The sequence below is a fragment of the Sporosarcina psychrophila genome, from assembly GCF_001590685.1.
In the GTDB taxonomy this organism is placed as follows: domain Bacteria; phylum Bacillota; class Bacilli; order Bacillales_A; family Planococcaceae; genus Sporosarcina; species Sporosarcina psychrophila.
In genome coordinates, this window is the sequence record NZ_CP014616.1 from 84537 (window position 1) to 104264 (window position 19728).

General features: G+C 40.3%; 19 protein-coding genes and 2 riboswitches. Of the genes, 12 read left to right on the forward strand and 7 right to left on the reverse strand.

Annotated features, from left to right (window positions below; genetic code table 11):
* The first annotated feature begins 108 nt into the window (after positions 1–108).
* A complete protein-coding gene (locus AZE41_RS22975) occupies positions 109–285 on the forward strand; it encodes a hypothetical protein (protein ID WP_187046304.1) in 177 nt (58 codons plus the stop codon).
* A 777-nt stretch (positions 286–1062) separates the two neighbouring features.
* Here AZE41_RS22975 and AZE41_RS00330 read toward each other — a convergent pair.
* Positions 1063–1290 carry a hypothetical protein gene (locus AZE41_RS00330; protein WP_067204199.1) on the reverse strand — a complete coding sequence of 76 codons (228 nt, stop codon included), beginning with the start codon at positions 1288–1290 and terminating at the stop codon, positions 1063–1065.
* A gap of 265 nt (positions 1291–1555) precedes the next feature.
* Positions 1556–1747, reverse strand: a riboswitch (cobalamin riboswitch).
* Positions 1748–1888: 141 nt separating this feature from the next.
* Between AZE41_RS00330 and AZE41_RS00335 the strand changes: the two genes are divergently transcribed.
* Entirely contained in the window at positions 1889–3121 is a 1233-nt protein-coding gene (locus AZE41_RS00335; RefSeq protein ID WP_067204201.1) for an MFS transporter, read from the forward strand.
* A 5-nt stretch (positions 3122–3126) separates the two neighbouring features.
* Here the strand turns inward: AZE41_RS00335 and AZE41_RS00340 are convergent, their stop codons facing one another.
* Positions 3127–4017 carry an AraC family transcriptional regulator gene (locus tag AZE41_RS00340; RefSeq protein ID WP_231885747.1) on the reverse strand — a complete coding sequence of 297 codons (891 nt, stop codon included), beginning with the start codon at positions 4015–4017 and terminating at the stop codon, positions 3127–3129.
* Positions 4018–4507: 490 nt separating this feature from the next.
* Between AZE41_RS00340 and AZE41_RS00345 the strand changes: the two genes are divergently transcribed.
* The 3 genes from AZE41_RS00345 to AZE41_RS00355 all read left to right on the forward strand — a co-directional run bounded on the left by AZE41_RS00345 (position 4508) and on the right by AZE41_RS00355 (position 7262).
* On the forward strand, positions 4508–4942 hold the full coding sequence (locus AZE41_RS00345; protein ID WP_231885748.1) for a hypothetical protein: 435 nt from the start codon (positions 4508–4510) through the stop codon (positions 4940–4942).
* 126 nt (positions 4943–5068) lie between these two features.
* Entirely contained in the window at positions 5069–5905 is an 837-nt protein-coding gene (locus AZE41_RS00350) for a class I SAM-dependent methyltransferase (protein WP_067204206.1), read from the forward strand.
* A 94-nt stretch (positions 5906–5999) separates the two neighbouring features.
* Positions 6000–7262: an MFS transporter gene (locus AZE41_RS00355; RefSeq protein WP_067204208.1), complete on the forward strand. Its 1263-nt coding sequence runs from the start codon at positions 6000–6002 to the stop codon at positions 7260–7262.
* A gap of 59 nt (positions 7263–7321) precedes the next feature.
* Here the strand turns inward: AZE41_RS00355 and AZE41_RS00360 are convergent, their stop codons facing one another.
* Positions 7322–7954, reverse strand: coding sequence for a CBS domain-containing protein (locus AZE41_RS00360; RefSeq protein WP_067204210.1), 633 nt, complete (start codon positions 7952–7954; stop codon positions 7322–7324).
* Between the two features lie 159 nt (positions 7955–8113).
* On the opposite strand from AZE41_RS00360, the gene AZE41_RS00365 reads away from it, so the two are divergent.
* The 3 genes from AZE41_RS00365 (at position 8114) to AZE41_RS00375 (ending at position 10747) form a co-directional block, all read left to right on the forward strand.
* Positions 8114–8332 carry a hypothetical protein gene (locus AZE41_RS00365; RefSeq protein WP_067204213.1) on the forward strand — a complete coding sequence of 73 codons (219 nt, stop codon included), beginning with the start codon at positions 8114–8116 and terminating at the stop codon, positions 8330–8332.
* 124 nt (positions 8333–8456) lie between these two features.
* Positions 8457–9101: a LytTR family DNA-binding domain-containing protein gene (locus tag AZE41_RS00370; protein WP_067204215.1), complete on the forward strand. Its 645-nt coding sequence runs from the start codon at positions 8457–8459 to the stop codon at positions 9099–9101.
* A gap of 131 nt (positions 9102–9232) precedes the next feature.
* Positions 9233–10747: a succinyl-CoA:acetate CoA-transferase ScpC gene (locus AZE41_RS00375; RefSeq protein ID WP_067204218.1), complete on the forward strand. Its 1515-nt coding sequence runs from the start codon at positions 9233–9235 to the stop codon at positions 10745–10747.
* Positions 10748–11558: 811 nt separating this feature from the next.
* Here AZE41_RS00375 and AZE41_RS00380 read toward each other — a convergent pair.
* The 4 genes from AZE41_RS00380 to AZE41_RS00395 all read right to left on the reverse strand — a co-directional run bounded on the left by AZE41_RS00380 (position 11559) and on the right by AZE41_RS00395 (position 15427).
* A complete protein-coding gene (locus tag AZE41_RS00380; RefSeq protein WP_067204221.1) occupies positions 11559–12758 on the reverse strand; it encodes a M20 family metallopeptidase in 1200 nt (399 codons plus the stop codon).
* A gap of 20 nt (positions 12759–12778) precedes the next feature.
* A complete protein-coding gene (locus AZE41_RS00385; RefSeq protein ID WP_067204224.1) occupies positions 12779–13639 on the reverse strand; it encodes a MetQ/NlpA family ABC transporter substrate-binding protein in 861 nt (286 codons plus the stop codon).
* 110 nt (positions 13640–13749) lie between these two features.
* Positions 13750–14412, reverse strand: a complete 663-nt coding sequence (locus AZE41_RS00390) for a methionine ABC transporter permease (RefSeq protein ID WP_067204226.1) — start codon at positions 14410–14412, stop codon at positions 13750–13752.
* Positions 14402–15427, reverse strand: coding sequence for a methionine ABC transporter ATP-binding protein (locus tag AZE41_RS00395; RefSeq protein WP_067204228.1), 1026 nt, complete (start codon positions 15425–15427; stop codon positions 14402–14404). Before AZE41_RS00395 ends, AZE41_RS00390 begins: the two co-directional genes overlap by 11 nt.
* A 178-nt stretch (positions 15428–15605) precedes the next feature.
* Positions 15606–15717: riboswitch (SAM riboswitch) on the reverse strand.
* Between the two features lie 165 nt (positions 15718–15882).
* On the opposite strand from AZE41_RS00395, the gene AZE41_RS00400 reads away from it, so the two are divergent.
* The 4 genes from AZE41_RS00400 to AZE41_RS00415 all read left to right on the forward strand — a co-directional run bounded on the left by AZE41_RS00400 (position 15883) and on the right by AZE41_RS00415 (position 19728).
* On the forward strand, positions 15883–16590 hold the full coding sequence (locus tag AZE41_RS00400; protein WP_067204231.1) for a sulfite exporter TauE/SafE family protein: 708 nt from the start codon (positions 15883–15885) through the stop codon (positions 16588–16590).
* Positions 16591–16621: 31 nt separating this feature from the next.
* The gene (locus AZE41_RS00405; protein WP_067204239.1) at positions 16622–17239 is read left to right on the forward strand and encodes an NAD(P)-dependent oxidoreductase; all 618 of its coding nucleotides are present in this window, start codon (positions 16622–16624) and stop codon (positions 17237–17239) included.
* Positions 17240–17539: 300 nt separating this feature from the next.
* Positions 17540–18100: a DUF4358 domain-containing protein gene (locus AZE41_RS00410; RefSeq protein ID WP_067204241.1), complete on the forward strand. Its 561-nt coding sequence runs from the start codon at positions 17540–17542 to the stop codon at positions 18098–18100.
* A gap of 218 nt (positions 18101–18318) precedes the next feature.
* Entirely contained in the window at positions 18319–19728 is a 1410-nt protein-coding gene (locus AZE41_RS00415; RefSeq protein WP_067204244.1) for an MBOAT family O-acyltransferase, read from the forward strand.

Consider the following 19728-nt stretch of genomic DNA (forward strand, 5'->3'; position numbering starts at 1 on the left):
GTCCGATTCTTGCTACTACCAGTAGTATAGCAAATCTGAATTGGGCGAATGACCTTAAATAGGTGTTATACTGTAAAGACAAACTGAATGTGAAGGAGGAATCAGATTTTGAAATATTCAAGAACGAAAATGGAACAGCTTGTAAAGAATGATAAAGAGCTGTCAAAACGTCTGAAACAGATAATGGCAGAGCTTGACTTAGAGAAGAGTTTTGCTTTGAAAGCGTTGTATCATGCGGATGTAAAAGACGGTGGTACGCATCAGAGGAATTATCAGGAACTGTAAGTACATTAAAAGCGTGGAAAGTCTATTATGACTGCCACGTTTTTTTTGATGCCTTTTTCACTGGATCATTTCCAGTCCGCTTTCGGCGAACTATTTATAACATCTTTACCGATGGGCAAGTGTGGCTAGGAATTGCAGTTCATTGCTCCTAGATAATCCTGTCGCATCCCTACACATCAAGACATCTCGGTAATCATATAGAGGTCGTTCAATTCAAAGCAATCCAAAGTAATTGTACAAGAAGCGGCTATATATGTTGAATTAAAGAATCCTATTGAATCAGTTGTGGTGCTCAATAATGAGAGAGCTGTTATTCGGGTTGTGGATTGTAGATCGCTTGGCGCTTTGGGGATGCCTCTCGCCCTAAGCCTGGATTAGCGCTTCGCATCCAGTCTTACGGCTTCGGCGACCCCTGTTAAGGCGCCTTCGCTCAGTATATATACCGGATTCAACATATATAATTATAGTCAAGAAATCCGCAATCCAGGTTGCAGATTTCATCCCAGATAATGAAATGCGCTTTCTCAAATAGACCACCCAGCGCAGGCGCGTCTTCGTGGTAGCCGGAGCGATAAGACTGAAAGTGGTCTCCTTTCTGGCTTATCGCGGGAGGCATCCACAAAGCGTCGAAGCGGTATTAGCAGGAATTCTAATTTGCTCTAAGTATTGGGGCTTTTTCAGTGGCCTCTCAAAAGCCCTTGTAAAGCGTATACGCCGTATTCATTTGTTCAACATATATAGTGTTGGATTCAGTTATTTACTGGTTGTTTTTTAAGCTTAATCTTCTGGTGAACCGATTACTTCGTGTTTGATTTCATCGAATGCTTTTTGGAGGTTACGTGAATAAAGTTTTTTTACCTCTTCGTTTATAGACGTTGTTTTTCCAATCTGTTCTTCGTAATAAGAATAGGTTGAAGACAGTGATTGTGATTCGCTTATGATGAGATTTGTCATTAAGACATGTTTGAATGCGTCCAGATAATATTCTTTTGTTCCAAGTTTCATTGGCTAAAATCCCTTTCTTTTATGGAAATAAAAAAACATCTTCCTAGTTAAACGTAAGGAAGATGCTAGTATGCGTAAATTTGTATGGTCGCTTGTTGCCGTAACGAATGGTTCGTAAACAGAAGTACACTATTGACTGCACAGTGAAATAAGAGGTATTGAGTCCTCTTATGTTTCTTTTGTATTACGTTCTTTCGTACGGCGGCTTTTACAAGAAATTGCTCGATTATAGCCGCACTTAACACCTCCTATCCGCGTAGGGAATTGGTGTGTACTGAAATAGGCAGGTCTCCTGGCTCATGATCATCGCGTTCTTTTCCCTTCCCATTCGTAACGAACAGTGGATTTGAAAAGAGTACTCCCATTTACAGTTGCGGGACAGCGTCGGTTTTTCACCGAACTTCCCTTTTAAGCTTTTATACAAACGTAAAAAAGCACCTAATTTCTACACGTTATTCAGTTGTGCTTTTACTATAACATACATATTGTCTGACTTAACACGATTGCTAAACAAGGGGTTCATTAATGGCCCATTACCGCAAATTTGAACAAGAAAATGTCTATCCCTCTTACTATAATCAAGCTGGGGGGATAGAAAATGAATAAAATAAAAACAAAAGATCCATATCGAGTTTATATTTCTACATGCTTCTTATCACAATTATTTTTCACATTTATATTTACGGTGAACTTGTTGTACCATGTGCAAACTGTAAAACTTGATCCGCTTCAACTTGTGTTAATTGGGACCGTTTTGGAGCTTTCCGTTTTTCTTTTTGAGATTCCAACTGGGGTTGTTTCGGATTTAAAAAGTCGGAAGTTATCTTTAATAATTGGGTATATATTAATAGGAATCGGTTTTTTAATTGAAGGGGTATTTCCCTATTTTGTAACAGTGCTAGTGGCTCAAATTGCATGGGGGATTGGCTATACCTTTACTAGCGGCTCTCAGCAAGCCTGGATTGCAGATGAAATAGGGGAGGAACGTGCTTCACTGGCATTTATAAAAGGGGCAAAGGCCGGTAATCTTGGCCAAATTATAGCTATTCCGCTCAGTATTTTAATGGGCTATTTTATGATTAACCTACCAATCATTATCGGCGGGCTATGTATGATTGGATTAGCCGTCTATTTAATGATTTTTATGAAAGAAGAAAACTTCAAACCGTTAGATAAAGAAGGAAGAATATCTACGCTGGGAAGTATGAAGGAGAATATGGGCAATATTATTTCCTATTCCAAAGCGAGCTTCATCATAAGGATGCTATTTCTCATTGCTTTATTTATTGGGTTTTATAGTGAAGGTTTTGACCGATTATGGATCGCTCATTTTTTGGAGGTCTCAAATATATCTTCGTTAACGATTGAGAAGTTAGTTGTGATAATGGGGGGAATTCAGTTCATTGTCGTGCTTATTTCCTTTGCAGCACTCCATTTTCTGAATCGAAGTGCTATCCACCAAAATCTAAGGCAGATTTATGTTGTTCTTTTTGTGGCCAGCTTCTTCATCGTCATTTCATTAATTGGCTTTGCATTCTCAACGTATATGATCAGCTTGCTAATTTTTTATGTAATCATTCAAGTGACAAGGCAAGTCATGTATCCATTAGAGGATATTTGGCTTAATAAAATTATTCCTGATTCCTCTGTACGTGCAACATTCTTTTCGGTTAAGGGACAAGTGGACGCTATTGGTCAAATTGGAGGTGGTCCGGTAATTGGGATTATAGCATCGAGCTTTACAATAAAAATTGCTATCATTGTTAGTGCCATTTTGTTAACTCCTGTATTACTTTTATATAAAGTTGTCTTAAACAAGTCTAGAGAGTGAATCGATCACTCTCTATTTCTTTCTTTGATCGGCAAGTAAATTTCCATATATATTTTTTCATAATCCCAGTCATGACAGTGTTCATCGTAATACTCAAAGTCATAGCTTGTTTCATCGACTTCATAAAGAGATTGAGGTAGCCAATCTTCTAAAATATAGAGCCAAGTTCCCTTGATGGAAGAGACAAACTGTTCGACTTCAACAAATGGAGTCCTAAAAACCGCATAAGTAGCATCTGGAATTTGCAGTTTTGTCAGTCCAGCAGGTAGTTGAACATCTCGATCATAATTTACCGCGAATAAATAAGTAAATCTATCTTCTATTTCGACGCTACTAAGATTGATACAATATTCTCCATGTTTTTTTGGAGATAATGCTTCGTACAGAGTGCTTTCGATTGATTCATCCGGGGAAATTCTTTGGTCCCAAAAGGCAGGTGCATCTCTTGTGTAAAAGACATTTTCGATAACACTCTCAAATGTTTTACCGGCAATAGTAAAAGCTGGTTTCTGAACAATTTTCGGTTGCATAACAATGCCACCTACTTTTTTTTGCCTAAGGCTCAAAAGGTCAATTTTTTGAGGTAATGATAGCGGACAGTGGAGCCTATATAAGCTTGGTGGACTGCCAAAATATTTCTTGAAAGCCTTTGTAAAGCCAGAATGCGTCTCAAATCCATAATCTAATGCAATTTGAATTATTTTTTCGCCTTTTACTAATTCATATAACGCGTATTGCAGTTTTCTTTTTAAAACATAGTCCATAATTGTATAACCAACATGGTTATTAAAAATCCTATAAAAATGATAAGGAGAATAACCAACCAGTTTAGCTAGTTCCTCAGGTTTAATGTCCTCTTTAATATGGTCCTCCACATAATCGATTACATGCTGCAATAAAATTAACTGTTGGATATCAATCGCCTGCCTCTTTGCTCTATAAAAAAGCTAATCATCCCTAACAGAGGGAACTGTCCTATAGCAACTCTATCATTTAGAAGGGGAATGTGAATACAATTTTTGGGCTTTAGGGACTCTTTTTTATTTTGGGAATACGTTATAAAAATAGGATAATCAAAGTTTGAGAAGTTATTTTACTATGATCCAAGATTTGAATGAAAGTACAACAGGCACATGATGCATCCTTCATTTCTTGTTAATGGTGTATTTGGTTAAGTTAAAAACTAACCAACAGTTACGTTTAGTGTTAAAATTTGGGTAATTGTAAATTGGTTGAAAACATAAGAAATAAACTTACTCGATCTTTTATGCACTCTATATGTTGAACAAATGTATACCTGCATAAAGAAAGCGAGGGCATCTTAAAAGGATTTAAACGATGAAAGTGGAAAAGTTTAATTCAATAACTTTGAGGGAGGAAGTTACTTTGAAGAAAATAATCATGTTATTAATAGTAATACTGGTTTTAACAGCTTGTGCAAAAAGGGTTAGCAATGATTATAAATTTAAAGGAGAAAGTGAACACTGGGAAGCCGAATATGTTTATAGGGGAACGGAAGTGTGGAAGAAAGATAACGGCGATAGAACGTACTCCAACGAAGATAGCTATCAATTTTTATTGAAATACAAAGGATCTTTAGAAGAGTTGTCTTCAATAAGGAAACTTGAATACGCTCATAAAACGAATTCTAGTGACGGGGAAACGACGAAAGAATTTGATGGACCCCCTGAAGAGCTATTATTTACAGCTAGCGGGGCTTCAGAAGGTGGAACAAAAATAAACGAAGATGAAGTTATACAAGTAAATGTAAAATGGGGTGACCTTGAAGAGTCATTTGAATTGCATAATAAAAGTAAGTAACCTTGTTTGGGTACTTGGTACTTGCATAAAAAAGGGGAAATAGGGGGTTTTGGCGAAAAGAAGTTTTAGAAAGGTATTTGGGTGGGGATTGTGGGCTCAAATACTTACATAAAATGAGGTGTGTATATGAAAGATCACGTGATTACAAACATTGTAGAATGTATGGCTTCCAGTGAAGAGGTTCAACGAATTCAGACAGAGCATCGTCTTAAGCTCGTTGAGTCCTGGGGAATAAAAGAAGGAAGTAGTGTTTTAGAAATCGGTTGTGGGCAGGGGGATACGACGGCTGCGTTAGCTTATATCGTTGGAGAACAAGGATTTGTTCTCGGGATAGATATTGCATCTCCAGATTATGGAGCCCCGATAACTGTAGGTGATTCTGCTCGTTATTTACAGCAGTCTAAGTTAGGAAAGCAGCTTAAAATGGAATTTAACGTTGATGTTTTATCAGCAGAGGTAGATTTTCCTGAAAAAAGTTTTGACTATATTGTTTTCTCACATTGTTCCTGGTACTTAAAATCATTTGAGGAACTCGAGGGGATTTTAAAGAAGGTTAGAAAATGGGGCAAGACCTTATGTTTTGCTGAATGGGATTCAAGAATTCAAATGATTGAGCAATACCCTCATTTCTTGGCCGTGCTTATTCAATCCCAGTATGAGTGCTTCAAAGAAAGCAGTCTTTCAAATGTACGTACCTTATTTACACCAATGGATATAAAGCGTGTTGTCGAAAATGCAGGCTGGACAATTGTAAATGAGCAATCCGTTCATTCTCCTAAGCTACAAGATGCGGAATGGGAAATTGCGATGACCGTAGCTGATTACAAAGAGGAGATTAATAACCTTGTTGATCTGCCTGGAAAACTAAAATCACTAATTCAATCTGAAGTGATTTTGTTAGAAGAAGCGCAAAAGAATCATGCGATTAAACCGATGTCAACCTACGTATTTATCGCAGAATAGTGAAGTTGTACGATTGTAAAGTTTTGATTTTTCATTATTTTTCAACACCCCTTATTGTACACTGTAAGTAGGGAGTGAGAGGGGGAATGAGGGCGTGAAGAAGTACAGTAAAGAGGAGAACAGTTGGATTTTCTATGACTGGGCAAACTCGGCATATTCGATTATTATCACGACTGCGGTGTTTCCGCTTTATTATAAGGCGGTGGCGACGGATGCAGGCGTGAGTATGTCGAATTCAACTGCTTATTTGGGGTATACAGTTGCTATTGCAACATTCATACTCGCGATGATTGGACCTCTTTTAGGAACGATTGCCGATTATGAAGGATTAAAGAAGAAGTTCTTTCTATTCTTTTTCCTTATGGGGACAGCTGCGACACTTTCATTGGCATTCGTACCGGGCGGTAACTGGTTATGGTTATTGATCATCTACACCATCACAGCCGTTGGTTTTCATGGGGCAAATATATTTTACGATGCATTTTTAGTGGACGTTACACCAGAGGAGCGAATGAACAAGATATCGGCAAGGGGCTTCGGGTTGGGCTATATCGGGAGCACAATTCCGTTCATTATCAGTATTGCTATTATTCTTTTAGCAGGTAAAGAGATTATTCCACTTACGACGTCAACCGCAAGTAGGATAGCCTTTGTCATTACAGCGATTTGGTGGTTTGTGTTCACAATTCCGATGGTCAAAAATGTTCATCAGATCCATGGTATTAAGCGTGAACCAAATTTATTGGCAAGTAGTTTCAGACGTCTTGGCGGTACATTTAAAGAAATCCGCAAATACCGGACAGTTTTTTTATTTTTATTGGCTTATTTCTTTTATATAGACGGAGTTGGAACAATTATTTCAATGTCCACGGCTTACGGATCGGATTTAGGGATTAGCGCAGAAAACCTTCTTATTATCTTGTTTGTCACGCAGGTTGTGGCGGCGCCATTCGCAATTCTTTACGGCAAATTGGCGCAGAAGTTTACCGGGAAAAAGATGTTATACGTGGGAATCTGTGTTTATATCATTGTGTGTATTTATGCGTTTTTCATGAAAACAACGATGGACTTCTGGGTCTTGGCGATGCTCGTTGCAACGTCACAAGGCGGCATTCAAGCATTGAGTCGTTCATATTTTGCAAGGCTTGTACCAAAAGAAAAGTCGAATGAGTTTTTCGGCTTCTATAATATTTTCGGTAAATTTGCGTCCGTCATGGGGCCTTTACTGGTAGCAGTGACTGCCCAGATGACTGGAAGCTCTGCATACGGGGTATTCAGCCTGATAATCCTGTTCATTATCGGAATCATTATTCTCTCACGTGTTCCTGAACCAGATGTAAAGATAACAACGACATAATAAAATTGAAAAGCGTTGCACACATTGTAGGATGTGTGCAACGCTTTTCGATTTATCTCTCAATCAACTTTATCGATTTTATCGACTTGCAGAATTCTGAAACCGCCTTTTTCAAGTTTTTCGGTTAGTTTATCGATTTCTGCATCAGTCTTTCCGCTTTCAAGTGTGATAACTACTCTTCGAGCAAGAACGGAACCATTATCCAGCGTGAACATGCCTTCAATGTTTTCACCGCGTAACGTTTTCGTCAGTTTTTCAATCATACCTTTAGCTTCAGTCGAAGATAGCGTAAGATTGATGCCCCCCGTTTTTAATCCGAATGCATCTTCCAACACACTTTCAACACTATTATGCGTTAATATCCCAACGAGTTTCTCGTTTTCTACAACGCTTAAAAAAGGTAGTGACTTAATTTCGATGAGTGCACTTAAAAAAGAGGAACGTTCTGTTATGAATGTATCTTGATGCTTCAACAAATGGTCGATTTTTGAATTCTCATCCCCATTGTCTTCGTACAGATATTCTATCAAGTGAACTTTATAAATCATACCTTTATAGAAGTCTTCGCTGTCAACAACGGGAATACATCTATATCCACTCGCATTGATTTGATCCAGCACTTCTCTCACGGTTTGATCGATCTTCACTGTGGCAACTTCAAGTCGCTCTAAAAGTAGGTCTCTTACATGCATGCTTGTTCCTCCTCGTTATTTCATTTTTGTTATTATCACAATTTTTAGTCTATGATAGTATTTATTATAATCAAGATGTAGGAAGTTGTACAATTAATTATACAACAAATCTTGTTAATCCCAGTATACATAGACTCCAAAGGGGGGCACTGAAAAAGTATGATATCTTTCAATCCCGTTGATTTCCGTTCCGAGCGGACGCTTTCCGCGGGCACGGCTTCAGCCAATCGAACAGCAAGGGGTTCGATTTGCCGTATTTCTGCGTTCTTGGCAGAAATTAAGGCATCATTCCCTCGCGTTCCTGCGGGGTCTTCAGCTCGCGCTGTTTCCGCTGGAGTCGCCGCTCTTCACTACAATCAACTAGTTCTTACTATATAAAAAAACTTTTTCAGTGGCTTCCAAAGGGGTTCCATATTTTTTGCCAATCAATTGCACGAACTTCTAGTATAATAGAAAGAACGCAAAAGAATAAATCGTGAAATGAGTAAAAGGGGTAATAAAAATGGAGAATTTAAGTCTCAGTGCACTGTTAGATGTCATTGGGGAAGTGTTTTCAGATGAAATCTCTATAGTGGTGTCGAATACGGAGGAGTACCTCTATTATCTGCCCAGCAAGCGGGTTGATTTAAAAATTAGGCCGGGGGATCCCGTGAAGGAAGGCACGATCGCACAGAAGGCTATTTCCCAGAAACAAAAAGTGTCGGAGTTCATCAACCGTGATGTGTTTGGTGTCCCTTATCATGGGATGGCGGTTCCGTTTTATCATGACGGGGAACTAGAGGGGTGTGTAACTGCAATATACCCCGTGTATACGGATGGGAAATCTGTCGTTACCGTAAAGACACATGATGGATGGATTCCTGTTCCTTTCGCAAGCGTAAAATATGTTGAGGTGAAAGACCGGAAAACATATGTGATGGCGGAGGGTTTTTCAGGAACTCATAAAAATACGTTACAAGAGTTTGAATATCTATTGCCGCGAGAGTCATTTGTACGATGTCATCGCTCCTTTATCGTTAATGTTCATCACATCAAGGGGATTTACCCTGATACGCACTCGACTTTTGTCTTGGAAATGGATAATGGAACAAGAATTCCAGTTAGCCAATCCTATTCCAGTTACTTTCGTAAACTTTTAGGGTTTTAACTTGATTCGTGCTGCTTTAATCATGTATTTTAGTGCTTCACCGGATAATTCCTTGTCCAACGCCTAATTCCTCATTCATGTAAGTGCTTAAGTTAAAATTAACTAAAAGTTATGAATTGAGGCGTCTATGGATGGGAAATCATATGGATCGAATTAAAAATGTTCAATTGAGAGACGTTGTTGTCTCACCGACAGAGGCGGCGTCTTGGATTGAAGACGGTATGACGCTAGGGTTAAGTGGATTTACACGTGCGGGTGACGCAAAAGCGGTTCCACTGGCATTGGTGAAACGTGCGGAAACCGAAACGTTCAAAGTGAATGTGTTTACGGGCGCATCGTTAGGGTCTGATATCGATCGACTGTTTGCTGAAGCTGATATTATACATAAAAGATTACCATTCCAAGCAGATCCAACGATGCGGAAAAAGATTAATAACGGCGATCTTCTATTTGTGGATCATCATTTGTCGCATACCGCGGAACTTATTCGTGCTGAAGTCGTCGAGCCAATTGACTTTGCGATTTTGGAAGCGGTTTCAATAACGGAAGACGGAATGATTATTCCAACGACCTCGGTCGGTAACTCATTGACGTTCGCGCAACATGCAAAAGCAATTATTATAGAAATTAATATGGCGCAGTCTACACAATTGGAAGGGCTGCATGATTTATACGATCCGGGTAAACAGGGTGAAAGGTCGCCGATTCAGTTAATGAAAGTAGATGACCGGATTGGTACGATTGGCATTCCTATTGACATGAAAAAGGTAAAAGGAATCGTCTTCACAGACCAACTGGATTCTCCTTCTACGATTGTAGCGCCTGATCAAGAAACAGAAATTATGGCAGAGCATTTATTAACGTTCCTTCGTACTGAGATTCAAGCAGGTCGGTTAACTGAACGTCTAGCACCATTACAGTCAGGAATTGGATCGGTAGCGAATGCAGTTCTTCACGGAATGATCAACTCAGAATTCAAGGATTTAGAAGTGTATTCAGAAGTACTGCAGGATTCTGTGTTTGATTTGATTGATGCAGGAAAAGTACGTTTCGCATCTTGTGCATCAATTACATTATCTGAAGAGAAGATGGATCAGGTCTTTAATAACTTTGAAAAGTATCGAGACAAGCTTATCATGCGTCCGCAGGAAATTTCGAACCATCCGGAAATTATCCGTCGTCTCGGCTTAATATCCATAAATACAGCACTTGAACTCGATATCTACGGCAACGTCAATTCGACGCATGTTTCAGGGACGAAGATGATGAACGGTATCGGCGGATCAGGTGATTTTGCCCGCAATGCACGCCTTGCTATTTTCGTTACGAAGTCAACGGCAAAAGGCGGTAACATTTCAAGTATCGTCCCGTTCGTTTCACATGTGGACCACACAGAGCATGATGTCGACATTATTGTTACAGAGCAAGGCTATGCAGATTTACGCGGACTTGCCCCAAGGGAACGTGTGGAGCTCATAATCGAACGTTGCGCACACCCGATGTACCGCGAGCAACTTCGCGCTTATTACGAAGAGGCGCTTGAAAGAGGCGGTCATACGCCACATGTCTTGGAAAAAGCATTTTCATGGCATGCAAATTTGGCGAAGAACGGAACAATGCGCGAGCTTGTTGAAGAGTTGGTATAATAAAAAAACAGAAAAAGGGTTACCTGATTGAGGTAACCCTTTTTCTGTTTTTTTGGTGGGGGGTTATTTGATAGCATGAAGCTTGCCACCCGATCAAATAGCGTGCGACCCGAGCATAAAGTCTAGCTATCCGATCAAATAGCATGCGAACCGAGCATAAAAGTTACTACCCAATCAAATAGCGTGCGACCCGAGCATATAGGCTTGCTACCCGATCATATAGCGTGCGACCCGAGCATAAAGGCTAGCTACCCGATCAAATAGCATGCGACCCGAGCATAAAGGCTAGCTATCCGATCAAATAGCATGCGACCCGAGCATAAAGGCTAGCTATCCGATCAAATAGCATGCGACCCGAGCATAAAGGCTAGCTATCCGATCAAATAGCATGCGACCCGAGCATAAAAGTTACGACCCAATCATATAGCGTGCGACCCGAGCATATAGGCTTGCTACCCGATCATATAGCGTAGGAACCGAGCATATAAGCTTGCTACCCGATCAAATAGCATGCGACCCGAGCATATAGGCTTGCTAACCAATCAAATATCGTGCGACCCGAGCATATAAGTTACTACCCGATCAAATAGCATGCGACCCGAGCATATAAGCTTGCCAACCAATCAAATATCGTACGAACCGAGCAAATAAGCTAGCTACCCAATCATATAGAGTGAGAGACCGAGCATATAGGCTTGCCACCCGATCATATAGCGTACGACCCGAGCATATAGGCTTGCCAACCAATCATAATAGCATGTGCGACCGAACCATATAACCTCCGCGAACGGATCAATTCATCACACTGCTGTTATACTTTTGCTGCAAGTGCTCTTTCAAATTCCTCTTTCACGCGATGAAGAAGTTCGGCATCCGTTAGCAGCCTATACCCCGTAGACGCAAGTGCTTTCGCTCCTGTAATCAATGCTTGGTTGCCAAGCTCCGATTTTGCAGCTTCCCTGAATTCAACCGTATGGGCAATCAAGTCATCTGGCCCGATTTTAATGTATGGATGTGCAGTCGGAACTACATAGCTAATGTTGCCCGCATCCGTCGAACCTTTGCCTTTCCGTTTTTCGGTATGGACGACTTCACCAAGTGTTTCAAGTTCCACGTGTAACGTTTCATCCAATACGGAGTTCAGAACGAGGTCTTTCACTTCGTTTTGGAAACGTTCAATTTTAACGGTTGCACCCGTTGCAAGGGCGGCGCCTTCAGCAATATTCCGGACTTTGTCAGAAGTCTCGACTGTTTTCTGCCAAGATTCCGCACGGATGTAAAAACGTGCAGATGCGTATTCGGGAATAATATTGGGTGCATCGCCGCCGTGTGTAATAATACCGTGGATGCGGACCTCAGAAGGCAGCTGCTGACGCAGGGCGTTAATGCCGTTGAACAGTTGGATGACAGCGTCCAGCGCATTGATACCTTGTTCAGGAGAACCTGATGCGTGAGCTGGTTTTCCGTAAAAATGAAAATCGAGTGGGTCCACAGCGAGTGATTCACCTGTTGTAGCTGTCTTTCCAGATGGATGGATCATGAGCGCAACATCTACGTCCTTTAAATAACCGTGTCTAACGAAGCTGCCTTTTGCGCTGCCATTCGGACCGCCTTCTTCAGCTGGTGTGCCTAAAACGACAACGCGGCCGCCCGTTTCAGGAAGCGCTTCGGCAAGTGCAATCCCCGCTGCAACACTTGTTGTTCCAATAATATTATGTCCGCATGCATGTCCTAACCCAGGAAGTGCATCATATTCAGCAAGGTAAGCGATTGTCGGACCTTTTTTTCCACTGTCTTTCACAGCATAAAACGATGTTTCATGACCAGCAACCGCTGTTTTTACTTCAAACCCTGCATCTTCCAACAGCGCAACATGTTTAGCACTTGCATACACTTCTTCGTTTCCGATTTCCGGGTTTGCATGAATTTCCTGACTCGTTTGAATATATAAGTCATGGTTCTGTTCAATTGAATGGAATAATATGTTCGTCTTTTCATTTACAATGCTCATTATGAATGCCCCCAGTTCAATTATTTTTTAAGGTCTTCAAAGACGGTATCAATCTCTTCCGGTGTTAACTTAATAAGATATGATCCGCCTTTTGTATCTTCTTCGATAGCTTTTTCAATATCTTCTTCTTGATATAACTCAACGATCCGTTTGAATGTTTTATTGTTTTTTTCTTTCCCGCTTGCTACGATTAAATTCACATATGGGTAAATACTCTCATCGTCACTTGATTCTCTAAAGAGTGGATCCTCTCCTGGTGAAAATCCTGCTTGTCCAGCAATTCCGTTGTTAATAATCGCTGCAGTCACATCTGGCAATATACGAGGTGTTTGTTGAGCAACCATAGGAATGATTTCTAGGTTCAATGGATTTTCAGTGATTTTTGTCGGGTCACCAAACAATCCAAAGTCATCTGAAAGTGAAATTAAATCAGCACTTTCTAGTAGGCGTAGCGCACGTGCTTGGTTTGAAGGGTCATCTGGAATCGCAATTTTGTCGCCTTCTTTGATTTCAGAAATATCCTTAATTTTTTCAGAGTAAACGCCAAGTGGTGCAAACATCGTCGAGCCAATTGGAACAAGTTCATTTTTACTTTCTTTTACATATTGGGATAGGAACGAGAAATGTTGGAATGCATTTAAGTCGATATCGCCTTGTGCAAGTGCATTATTTGGCAATGTGTAATCTGCGAATTCGACAAGTTCGATTTCAATTCCTTCTTTTGCCGCTTTTTCTTTCAGCAATGGCCATTGGACACCATCTGCACCGTTGACACCAATTTTCACTTTGACTGTATCACTATTTCCGCTTTCTTTACCGCCGCAAGCAGCGAGTACAATAGCAGTTAATACTGCTAAACTTACTAACCATAATTTCCTCATTTAATTAGTCTCCTTTTAGTTGAATGATTGTATTTTTTAAAGATTATTAAGTATAAGATTCTTTGACCTGGAACAGTGTCTAGCTCCAGGCATCTTGCACTTTCCCCAGATTACCGACGCATGATTTTTTTAGAAAGTGTATTGCCAAGCCATTGTGCCAATTGCACCATGATGATTAAAATGACGACCGTAACGAGCATGACACTACCGTCGAACCGTTGATAACCGTATGTCATCGCGACATGTCCAAGACCTCCGCCGCCAACTGTTCCGGCAACTGCCGAGAAATCGATAAGACTGACGGAAACGAAGGTAAGTCCTAAAATAAGTGGACCCAATGCTTCTGGTATCAAAACCGTGAAGATAATCCGAAGAGGGCTTGCACCCATTGCCTGTGCTGCTTCAATAACGCCAGGATCAATGCTGACCAAGTTATTTTCAACAACTCGGGCAATGACGAATGTTGCAACAATTGTCATCGGAAAAATGGCTGCTGCAGTTCCGATTGTTGTCCCGACAACTAATCTTGTCAGTTGTGAAATGGCTACTAAGAAGATGATGAACGGAACAGGCCGAACGATGTTAATGACTATATTTAATATTTGAGAAACAAGTTTGTTTTCCAAAATATTATTTTGCCTAGTGACAAATAATAGCAGGCCAATTGCAATTCCAAAAATGGAACCAAAAACGAGAGTGGCGATTACCATGATCAGTGTTTCGCCGGTTGCTTCTACAATCCGGGGCCAAAATGTAAGCCAATCAACGTTCATCTTTTAGGACCTCCTCTATGTCTACAATTAATTCAAGTTCTTTTAATACATGGCTTACAGCATCCGTTTCTCCTTCAAATGAAACAAGTAGATTGCCAAAAAATCGTTCCTGTAATTCTCGAACTGAACCGTAAACGATGTTGAAATCAACATCGTGTTTACGTGTAACTTTTGAAAGAACAGGATCACTTGCAATGTCTCCTTTGAAAATAACTCGATATAACTTGGTACCACCTTTTGATTGCCACTCATTAATCAATTTTTCTGAAGGTAGATCCTGCTGCACGGATTGGATGAATCGTTGTGTTGTCGAATGTTGAGGATCAGTAAATGTTTCAAAAACATCACCTGTTTCGATTACTTCTCCATTTTCCATGACCGCTACTTTGTCGCAAATTGTTTGAATGACATGCATTTCATGTGTGATAAGGAGGATTGTAATACCCAAATCCTTATTCACCTTTTTCAACAACCGCAGTATATCGGCGGTCGTATCAGGATCTAGTGCAGATGTGGCTTCATCACAGATAAGGATGTCTGGTGAAGTGGCGAGTGCTCTGGCTATACCTACGCGTTGCTTTTGCCCTCCTGATAGTTGGTCCGGATAATCTTTAGCTTTATCGGCCAGGCCAACGAAGTCCAATAATTCCTCGACGCGTTCCGCAATTGCTTTTTTTTGCATTCCGCCAAGTTTCAAAGGATACGCGATGTTTCCTGCAACTGTCCGTGAGTTCAGCAAGTTGAAGTTCTGAAAAATCATGCCGATGTTGCGACGTTGCGTCCGTAAATCTTTTGAGGATAATGTACTGACGTCGATGTCTCGAATGAAAACAGAGCCTGAAGTCGGGCGTTCAAGCATATTTACTAACCGTAGCAATGTGCTTTTTCCAGCGCCGCTAAAACCGATGATGCCGAAAATTTCACCTTTTTCAACGAAAAGAGAAACATCTTTTACCGCATGTACCTCACGCTTCCCAAGGGCGAACGTCTTGGATGCATTTTTAAATTCAATCATGTATTGACCCCCTAAGTACTTCGTTAATTCTGTGCGGACAACGGATGCAACTAGCAAAATGACTTGTGACCCCGAGCATCTGGCCGCTGAAGCTAGACAGTTGTAAGAACGAAAAAAATCCCTCTTTTTCTTAAAATAGATAAGAAAAAGAGGGATTCTAATAAAAGAAGCCATCTCGTTCTCATCTTCCAAACGCATACGCGTCTGTAGGAGTTGGCACAGTGTTCATTGGTCATGAACCTGTTGCCGAGATGTCATAGGGCCTGTCCCTCGATCTCTCTGGATAAGAAAGTGATGTAGTGCTATTCGATTGTTGCAAGAATTGAATCTAACTCTAGTGTGCAAATTAGGTAAAGTCAATGAATTTACTAAAGTAAAATAATTCAGATTACTAATAGTCGTAAACAATTTCAGAATTCTGATACACTTAAAGTGATAGAGAAAGCGGTGTGAGAATGACAATTTTCATATTTATTAGCATTATACTTTTTGCGTCCATTTTACAGACAAGTACAGGGTTTGGTTTTTCGATCATGGCGACACCTTTTCTACTTATGATTTTCAATCCGATGGAGGCCATTCAGATTAACCTAGTTTTATCGCTTGTTATTTCGAGCGCACTTATTGCTAAAATACGTAAAGATGTGGATACAGACCTATTAAAAAAGTTGATAATCGGGAGCTTATCTGGACTGCCAATTGGTATCATTTTGTTCATTTCGGCGGATATCAACAAATTGAAAACGGGCATAGGCATTGTTCTTCTTTTGCTAACACTGCTGCTTGTCCTGAACCTTCGAATTAAGAGAACTAAACGTGGGGACTTTGTTGTTGGCGGATTATCCGGTACGTTGACGACAGGAATTGGCATGCCAGGTCCGCCGCTTTTGCTCTACTTTGCAGGAACGGCTATGCAAAAAGAAACATTACGTGCAACGACACTCGCGTTTTATTTATTCATCTATTCCGTTAGTCTACTCATTCAAGTGCTTTTTGTTGGTACAAATAAAGGTATCTGGACCTCAATCGGAATGGCACTGCCGCTAGTATTTGCTGGATTGTATCTAGGACAACTACTATTCCGTCATATCAGTCAAAAGACCTTTCGGATCTTCACATATGGCATTTTACTATTTACGGGCGTTTATTTATTAATAAAATGAGAAAGTAATTTATAGAATGGAGATGTTTCTTATGAAAATCGCATTGTTTGGGGCAACAGGGCGCGTGGGTGGGGAAGTCCTAAATTTAGCATTAGCAGAAGGGCATGAAGTGACGGTACTTGTCCGTTCACCTGAGAAATTGGCGCCACATGATAGGTTGACGATTATCCAAGGTGATGTCCGTGATGTTGTAGCAGTTTCGGATGCTGTTGCTGGAATGGACGTTGTATTCAGTTCGCTAGGTACAGACCAGACAACAACGTTGACTGAGGCAGTTCCTCATATGATAAGAGCGATGGAGGATACGGGAATTAATCGGCTAGTCACAATTGGGACAGCAGGCATCTTGCAAAGTAAGATTGATCCCGAAAAACTGCGTTATGAAGCTGGAGATACAAATCGTCGACTAACTTTTGCAGCGGAGGAGCACCATAAAGTGTATGACAGGCTGCGTCAATCGGGGCTTGAGTGGACAATTGTCTGCCCTACTTATTTACCGGATGGTGTTGCAGTGGGTGACTACAGAACTGAGCGCGACTTGTTGCCAGAGGACGGTAAACAAATATCCGTTGGTGACACAGCTGCTTTTGCTTACGGTGAACTACTGCAAGGCGATAATATCGGTTTTCGTGTCGGGATTTCATATTAGTAAACAGAGTAGTACTGTCGTTGACAGTGCTATTTTTGTACGGAAAAGCATCACTCTTTTATAGAGTGATGCTTTTTATTTGGAAAATAAAAAGTTACTTTGCTGGCCACCATAGTAACAATGTTTCATGTGAAACACTGCGTTGTTAACCCCATAGTAACGGGCAGAACCCCCATCCCGATTGAATTTTCACTTTATAAAGGAGTTCCAAAAAATGCCTGAAACGAAAATAAAGATCATCCGTCAAATCAGTTAGCAGCCAAAGTAACTGCTAGTTGAAAGGTTGGGGAGGAATTTTTTATGAAAAAAAAGTTTGGAATGCTTATATGTGCAATGGTTATCTTTACGATGGTGGGTTGTTCGGGATCAGGATTAAATGACGGTATAAAGGACGAAGTTTCCGTCAAAGACATAATGGAAAGTATTAAGGGGCAAGTTGTACAAGATATAAAAGATGCAGGATTCGACGATGGACAAACTGATGAGGAAATTCTTCAAAATTATGTGGAGACGAATTTAGTAAATGCTAAAACAGACGATTCAATGACACAAATATTTATGGAGCGAACAGAACTTGATAAAGAGTTACTAGCAGAAGGTTTGATGTTCAACTCTATGTTTAATATCAATTCGGATGAAATAATTGTCTTGAAAGCGAAGAATGAGAAGGACGCAGAATCATTGAAAGCCTCGTTGCAAAAAGAATTAGATGCACAAATACAAACATGGGAACAATATCTTCCTGATCAATATGAAAAAGTGAAAAACAATGTGTTAAAAACGACAGGTGATTTTATTCTATACGTTACGTATGGCAATGTAGATGCAGTAGAGCAGATTTTTGATGAAAAAGTAAAGTGAATTCTAAAGGTGCTTATTTCGCGACTTTAGAAGCCTCTAGCGGATGTCACGGATTTTGAAGGAATCTAAGTTTGCCGCGTCCTGCGTCAATGTTTGCATGCCTGTATCCTGCAGGCACATGCTCAATTCAAGATTCGGACTAAAACACACGCCGAGGCGTATTTGAAGGGCGCTGAATAAGCGTCTTTCTACATAGCAAAAGCTAGGAGAGTGATTGTGTGGTATTCAGTAGCTTATTATTTCTATTTTTCTTTTTACCAACTACATTACTCCTTTATTTTTGCGGTTCTAGAAAGATGAAAAATGGCATTCTCCTTATCGTTAGTCTTATCTTTTATGCATGGGGAGAACCTGTTTATATATTTTTAATGATTTTTTCGGCTATTACAGATTATTTTCACGGGTTATTTATTCAAAAATACAGGTTAACTGCGCCGCTTAAAGCGAAGCTCGGATTACTTTCATCTATTGTTATTAATCTAAGTTTATTGTCTTTTTTCAAGTATGCAGACTTCCTAATTGAAAACATCAATAATTTATTCGGCATGAATGTAAATGCCTTGGACCTTCCATTACCGATTGGCTTATCTTTTTACACATTTCAAACGATGTCGTATGCAATCGACGTGTATCGTGGACGGGTGAAAGCACAACAAAATCCGTTGACGCTTGCGCTATATGTTTGTTTGTTTCCACAGCTTATTGCAGGACCTATCGTACGATACGAAATTATTGAACATGAACTTAAAAACAGACGTGTTACGCTTAATCAATTTTCAGAAGGTGTGAAGATTTTTCTTATCGGGCTTGGTAAGAAGGTGTTGCTCGCCAATAACATAGGATTTTTATGGAGTGAAATTCAGCAGCAAAGTCCTGCCGAATTGTCAGTATTATCGGCTTGGATGGGGATTGCAGCATTTGGTTTGCAACTGTATTTCGATTTTAGCGGTTATTCTGATATGGCCATTGGCCTCGGGAAAATGTTCGGTTTTAATTTTCCGCAAAACTTCAATTATCCGTTTGTTTCCCGCAGTATCTCTGATTTTTGGCGAAGGTGGCATATGACGCTTGGCGGTTGGTTCCGGGACTATGTGTATATACCACTAGGCGGGAGTAGAAAAGGTAAATACAGGCTCTATCTAAATTTATTCATCGTTTGGGGTCTGACCGGATTATGGCATGGGGCTGCATGGAATTTCGTGGCTTGGGGTCTTTACTTTGGTGTATTGATTGCGATTGAAAAGGCAGGGTTACTGGTGCTACTCGAAAAAATGCACCCGATTTTCCAACACATTTACGCGTTTGTTATCATCATGATTAGTTGGGTACTATTCGTTTTTGAAGACCTCTCCATGAGTTTTACCTATTTGAAAATTATGTTTGGGTTTTCGGGACAAGCATTGGTAAATGAGCGATTCATGTACGATGCGTATACAAATGCTATTCTCTTTCTGTTAGCTTTTATTGGCTCGGTTCCAATTTTGAAAACGTTGAGGAATAAAATGACACGTTGGCATAAAGTGATTGACGAAATTTTAATTCCTGTATTTTGTTTACTTATTCTCGTCTTGTCGACCGCTTACTTAGCGGATGATTCATACAACCCATTTCTTTATTTTCGCTTCTAG

Coding starts and splice junctions, on each gene's coding strand:
- AZE41_RS00360 (WP_067204210.1), bottom strand. CDS start 7,954: ATGCATGTAAGAGACCTACTTTTAGAGCGACTTGAAGTTGCCACAGTG.
- AZE41_RS00330 (WP_067204199.1), bottom strand. CDS start 1,290: ATGAAACTTGGAACAAAAGAATATTATCTGGACGCATTCAAACATGTC.
- AZE41_RS00390 (WP_067204226.1), bottom strand. CDS start 14,412: ATGAACGTTGATTGGCTTACATTTTGGCCCCGGATTGTAGAAGCAACC.
- AZE41_RS00385 (WP_067204224.1), bottom strand. CDS start 13,639: ATGAGGAAATTATGGTTAGTAAGTTTAGCAGTATTAACTGCTATTGTA.
- AZE41_RS00350 (WP_067204206.1), top strand. CDS start 5,069: ATGAAAGATCACGTGATTACAAACATTGTAGAATGTATGGCTTCCAGT.
- AZE41_RS00410 (WP_067204241.1), top strand. CDS start 17,540: ATGAAAAAAAAGTTTGGAATGCTTATATGTGCAATGGTTATCTTTACG.
- AZE41_RS00380 (WP_067204221.1), bottom strand. CDS start 12,758: ATGAGCATTGTAAATGAAAAGACGAACATATTATTCCATTCAATTGAA.
- AZE41_RS00375 (WP_067204218.1), top strand. CDS start 9,233: ATGGGAAATCATATGGATCGAATTAAAAATGTTCAATTGAGAGACGTT.
- AZE41_RS00335 (WP_067204201.1), top strand. CDS start 1,889: ATGAATAAAATAAAAACAAAAGATCCATATCGAGTTTATATTTCTACA.
- AZE41_RS00405 (WP_067204239.1), top strand. CDS start 16,622: ATGAAAATCGCATTGTTTGGGGCAACAGGGCGCGTGGGTGGGGAAGTC.
- AZE41_RS00370 (WP_067204215.1), top strand. CDS start 8,457: ATGGAGAATTTAAGTCTCAGTGCACTGTTAGATGTCATTGGGGAAGTG.
- AZE41_RS00365 (WP_067204213.1), top strand. CDS start 8,114: ATGATATCTTTCAATCCCGTTGATTTCCGTTCCGAGCGGACGCTTTCC.
- AZE41_RS00395 (WP_067204228.1), bottom strand. CDS start 15,427: ATGATTGAATTTAAAAATGCATCCAAGACGTTCGCCCTTGGGAAGCGT.
- AZE41_RS00400 (WP_067204231.1), top strand. CDS start 15,883: ATGACAATTTTCATATTTATTAGCATTATACTTTTTGCGTCCATTTTA.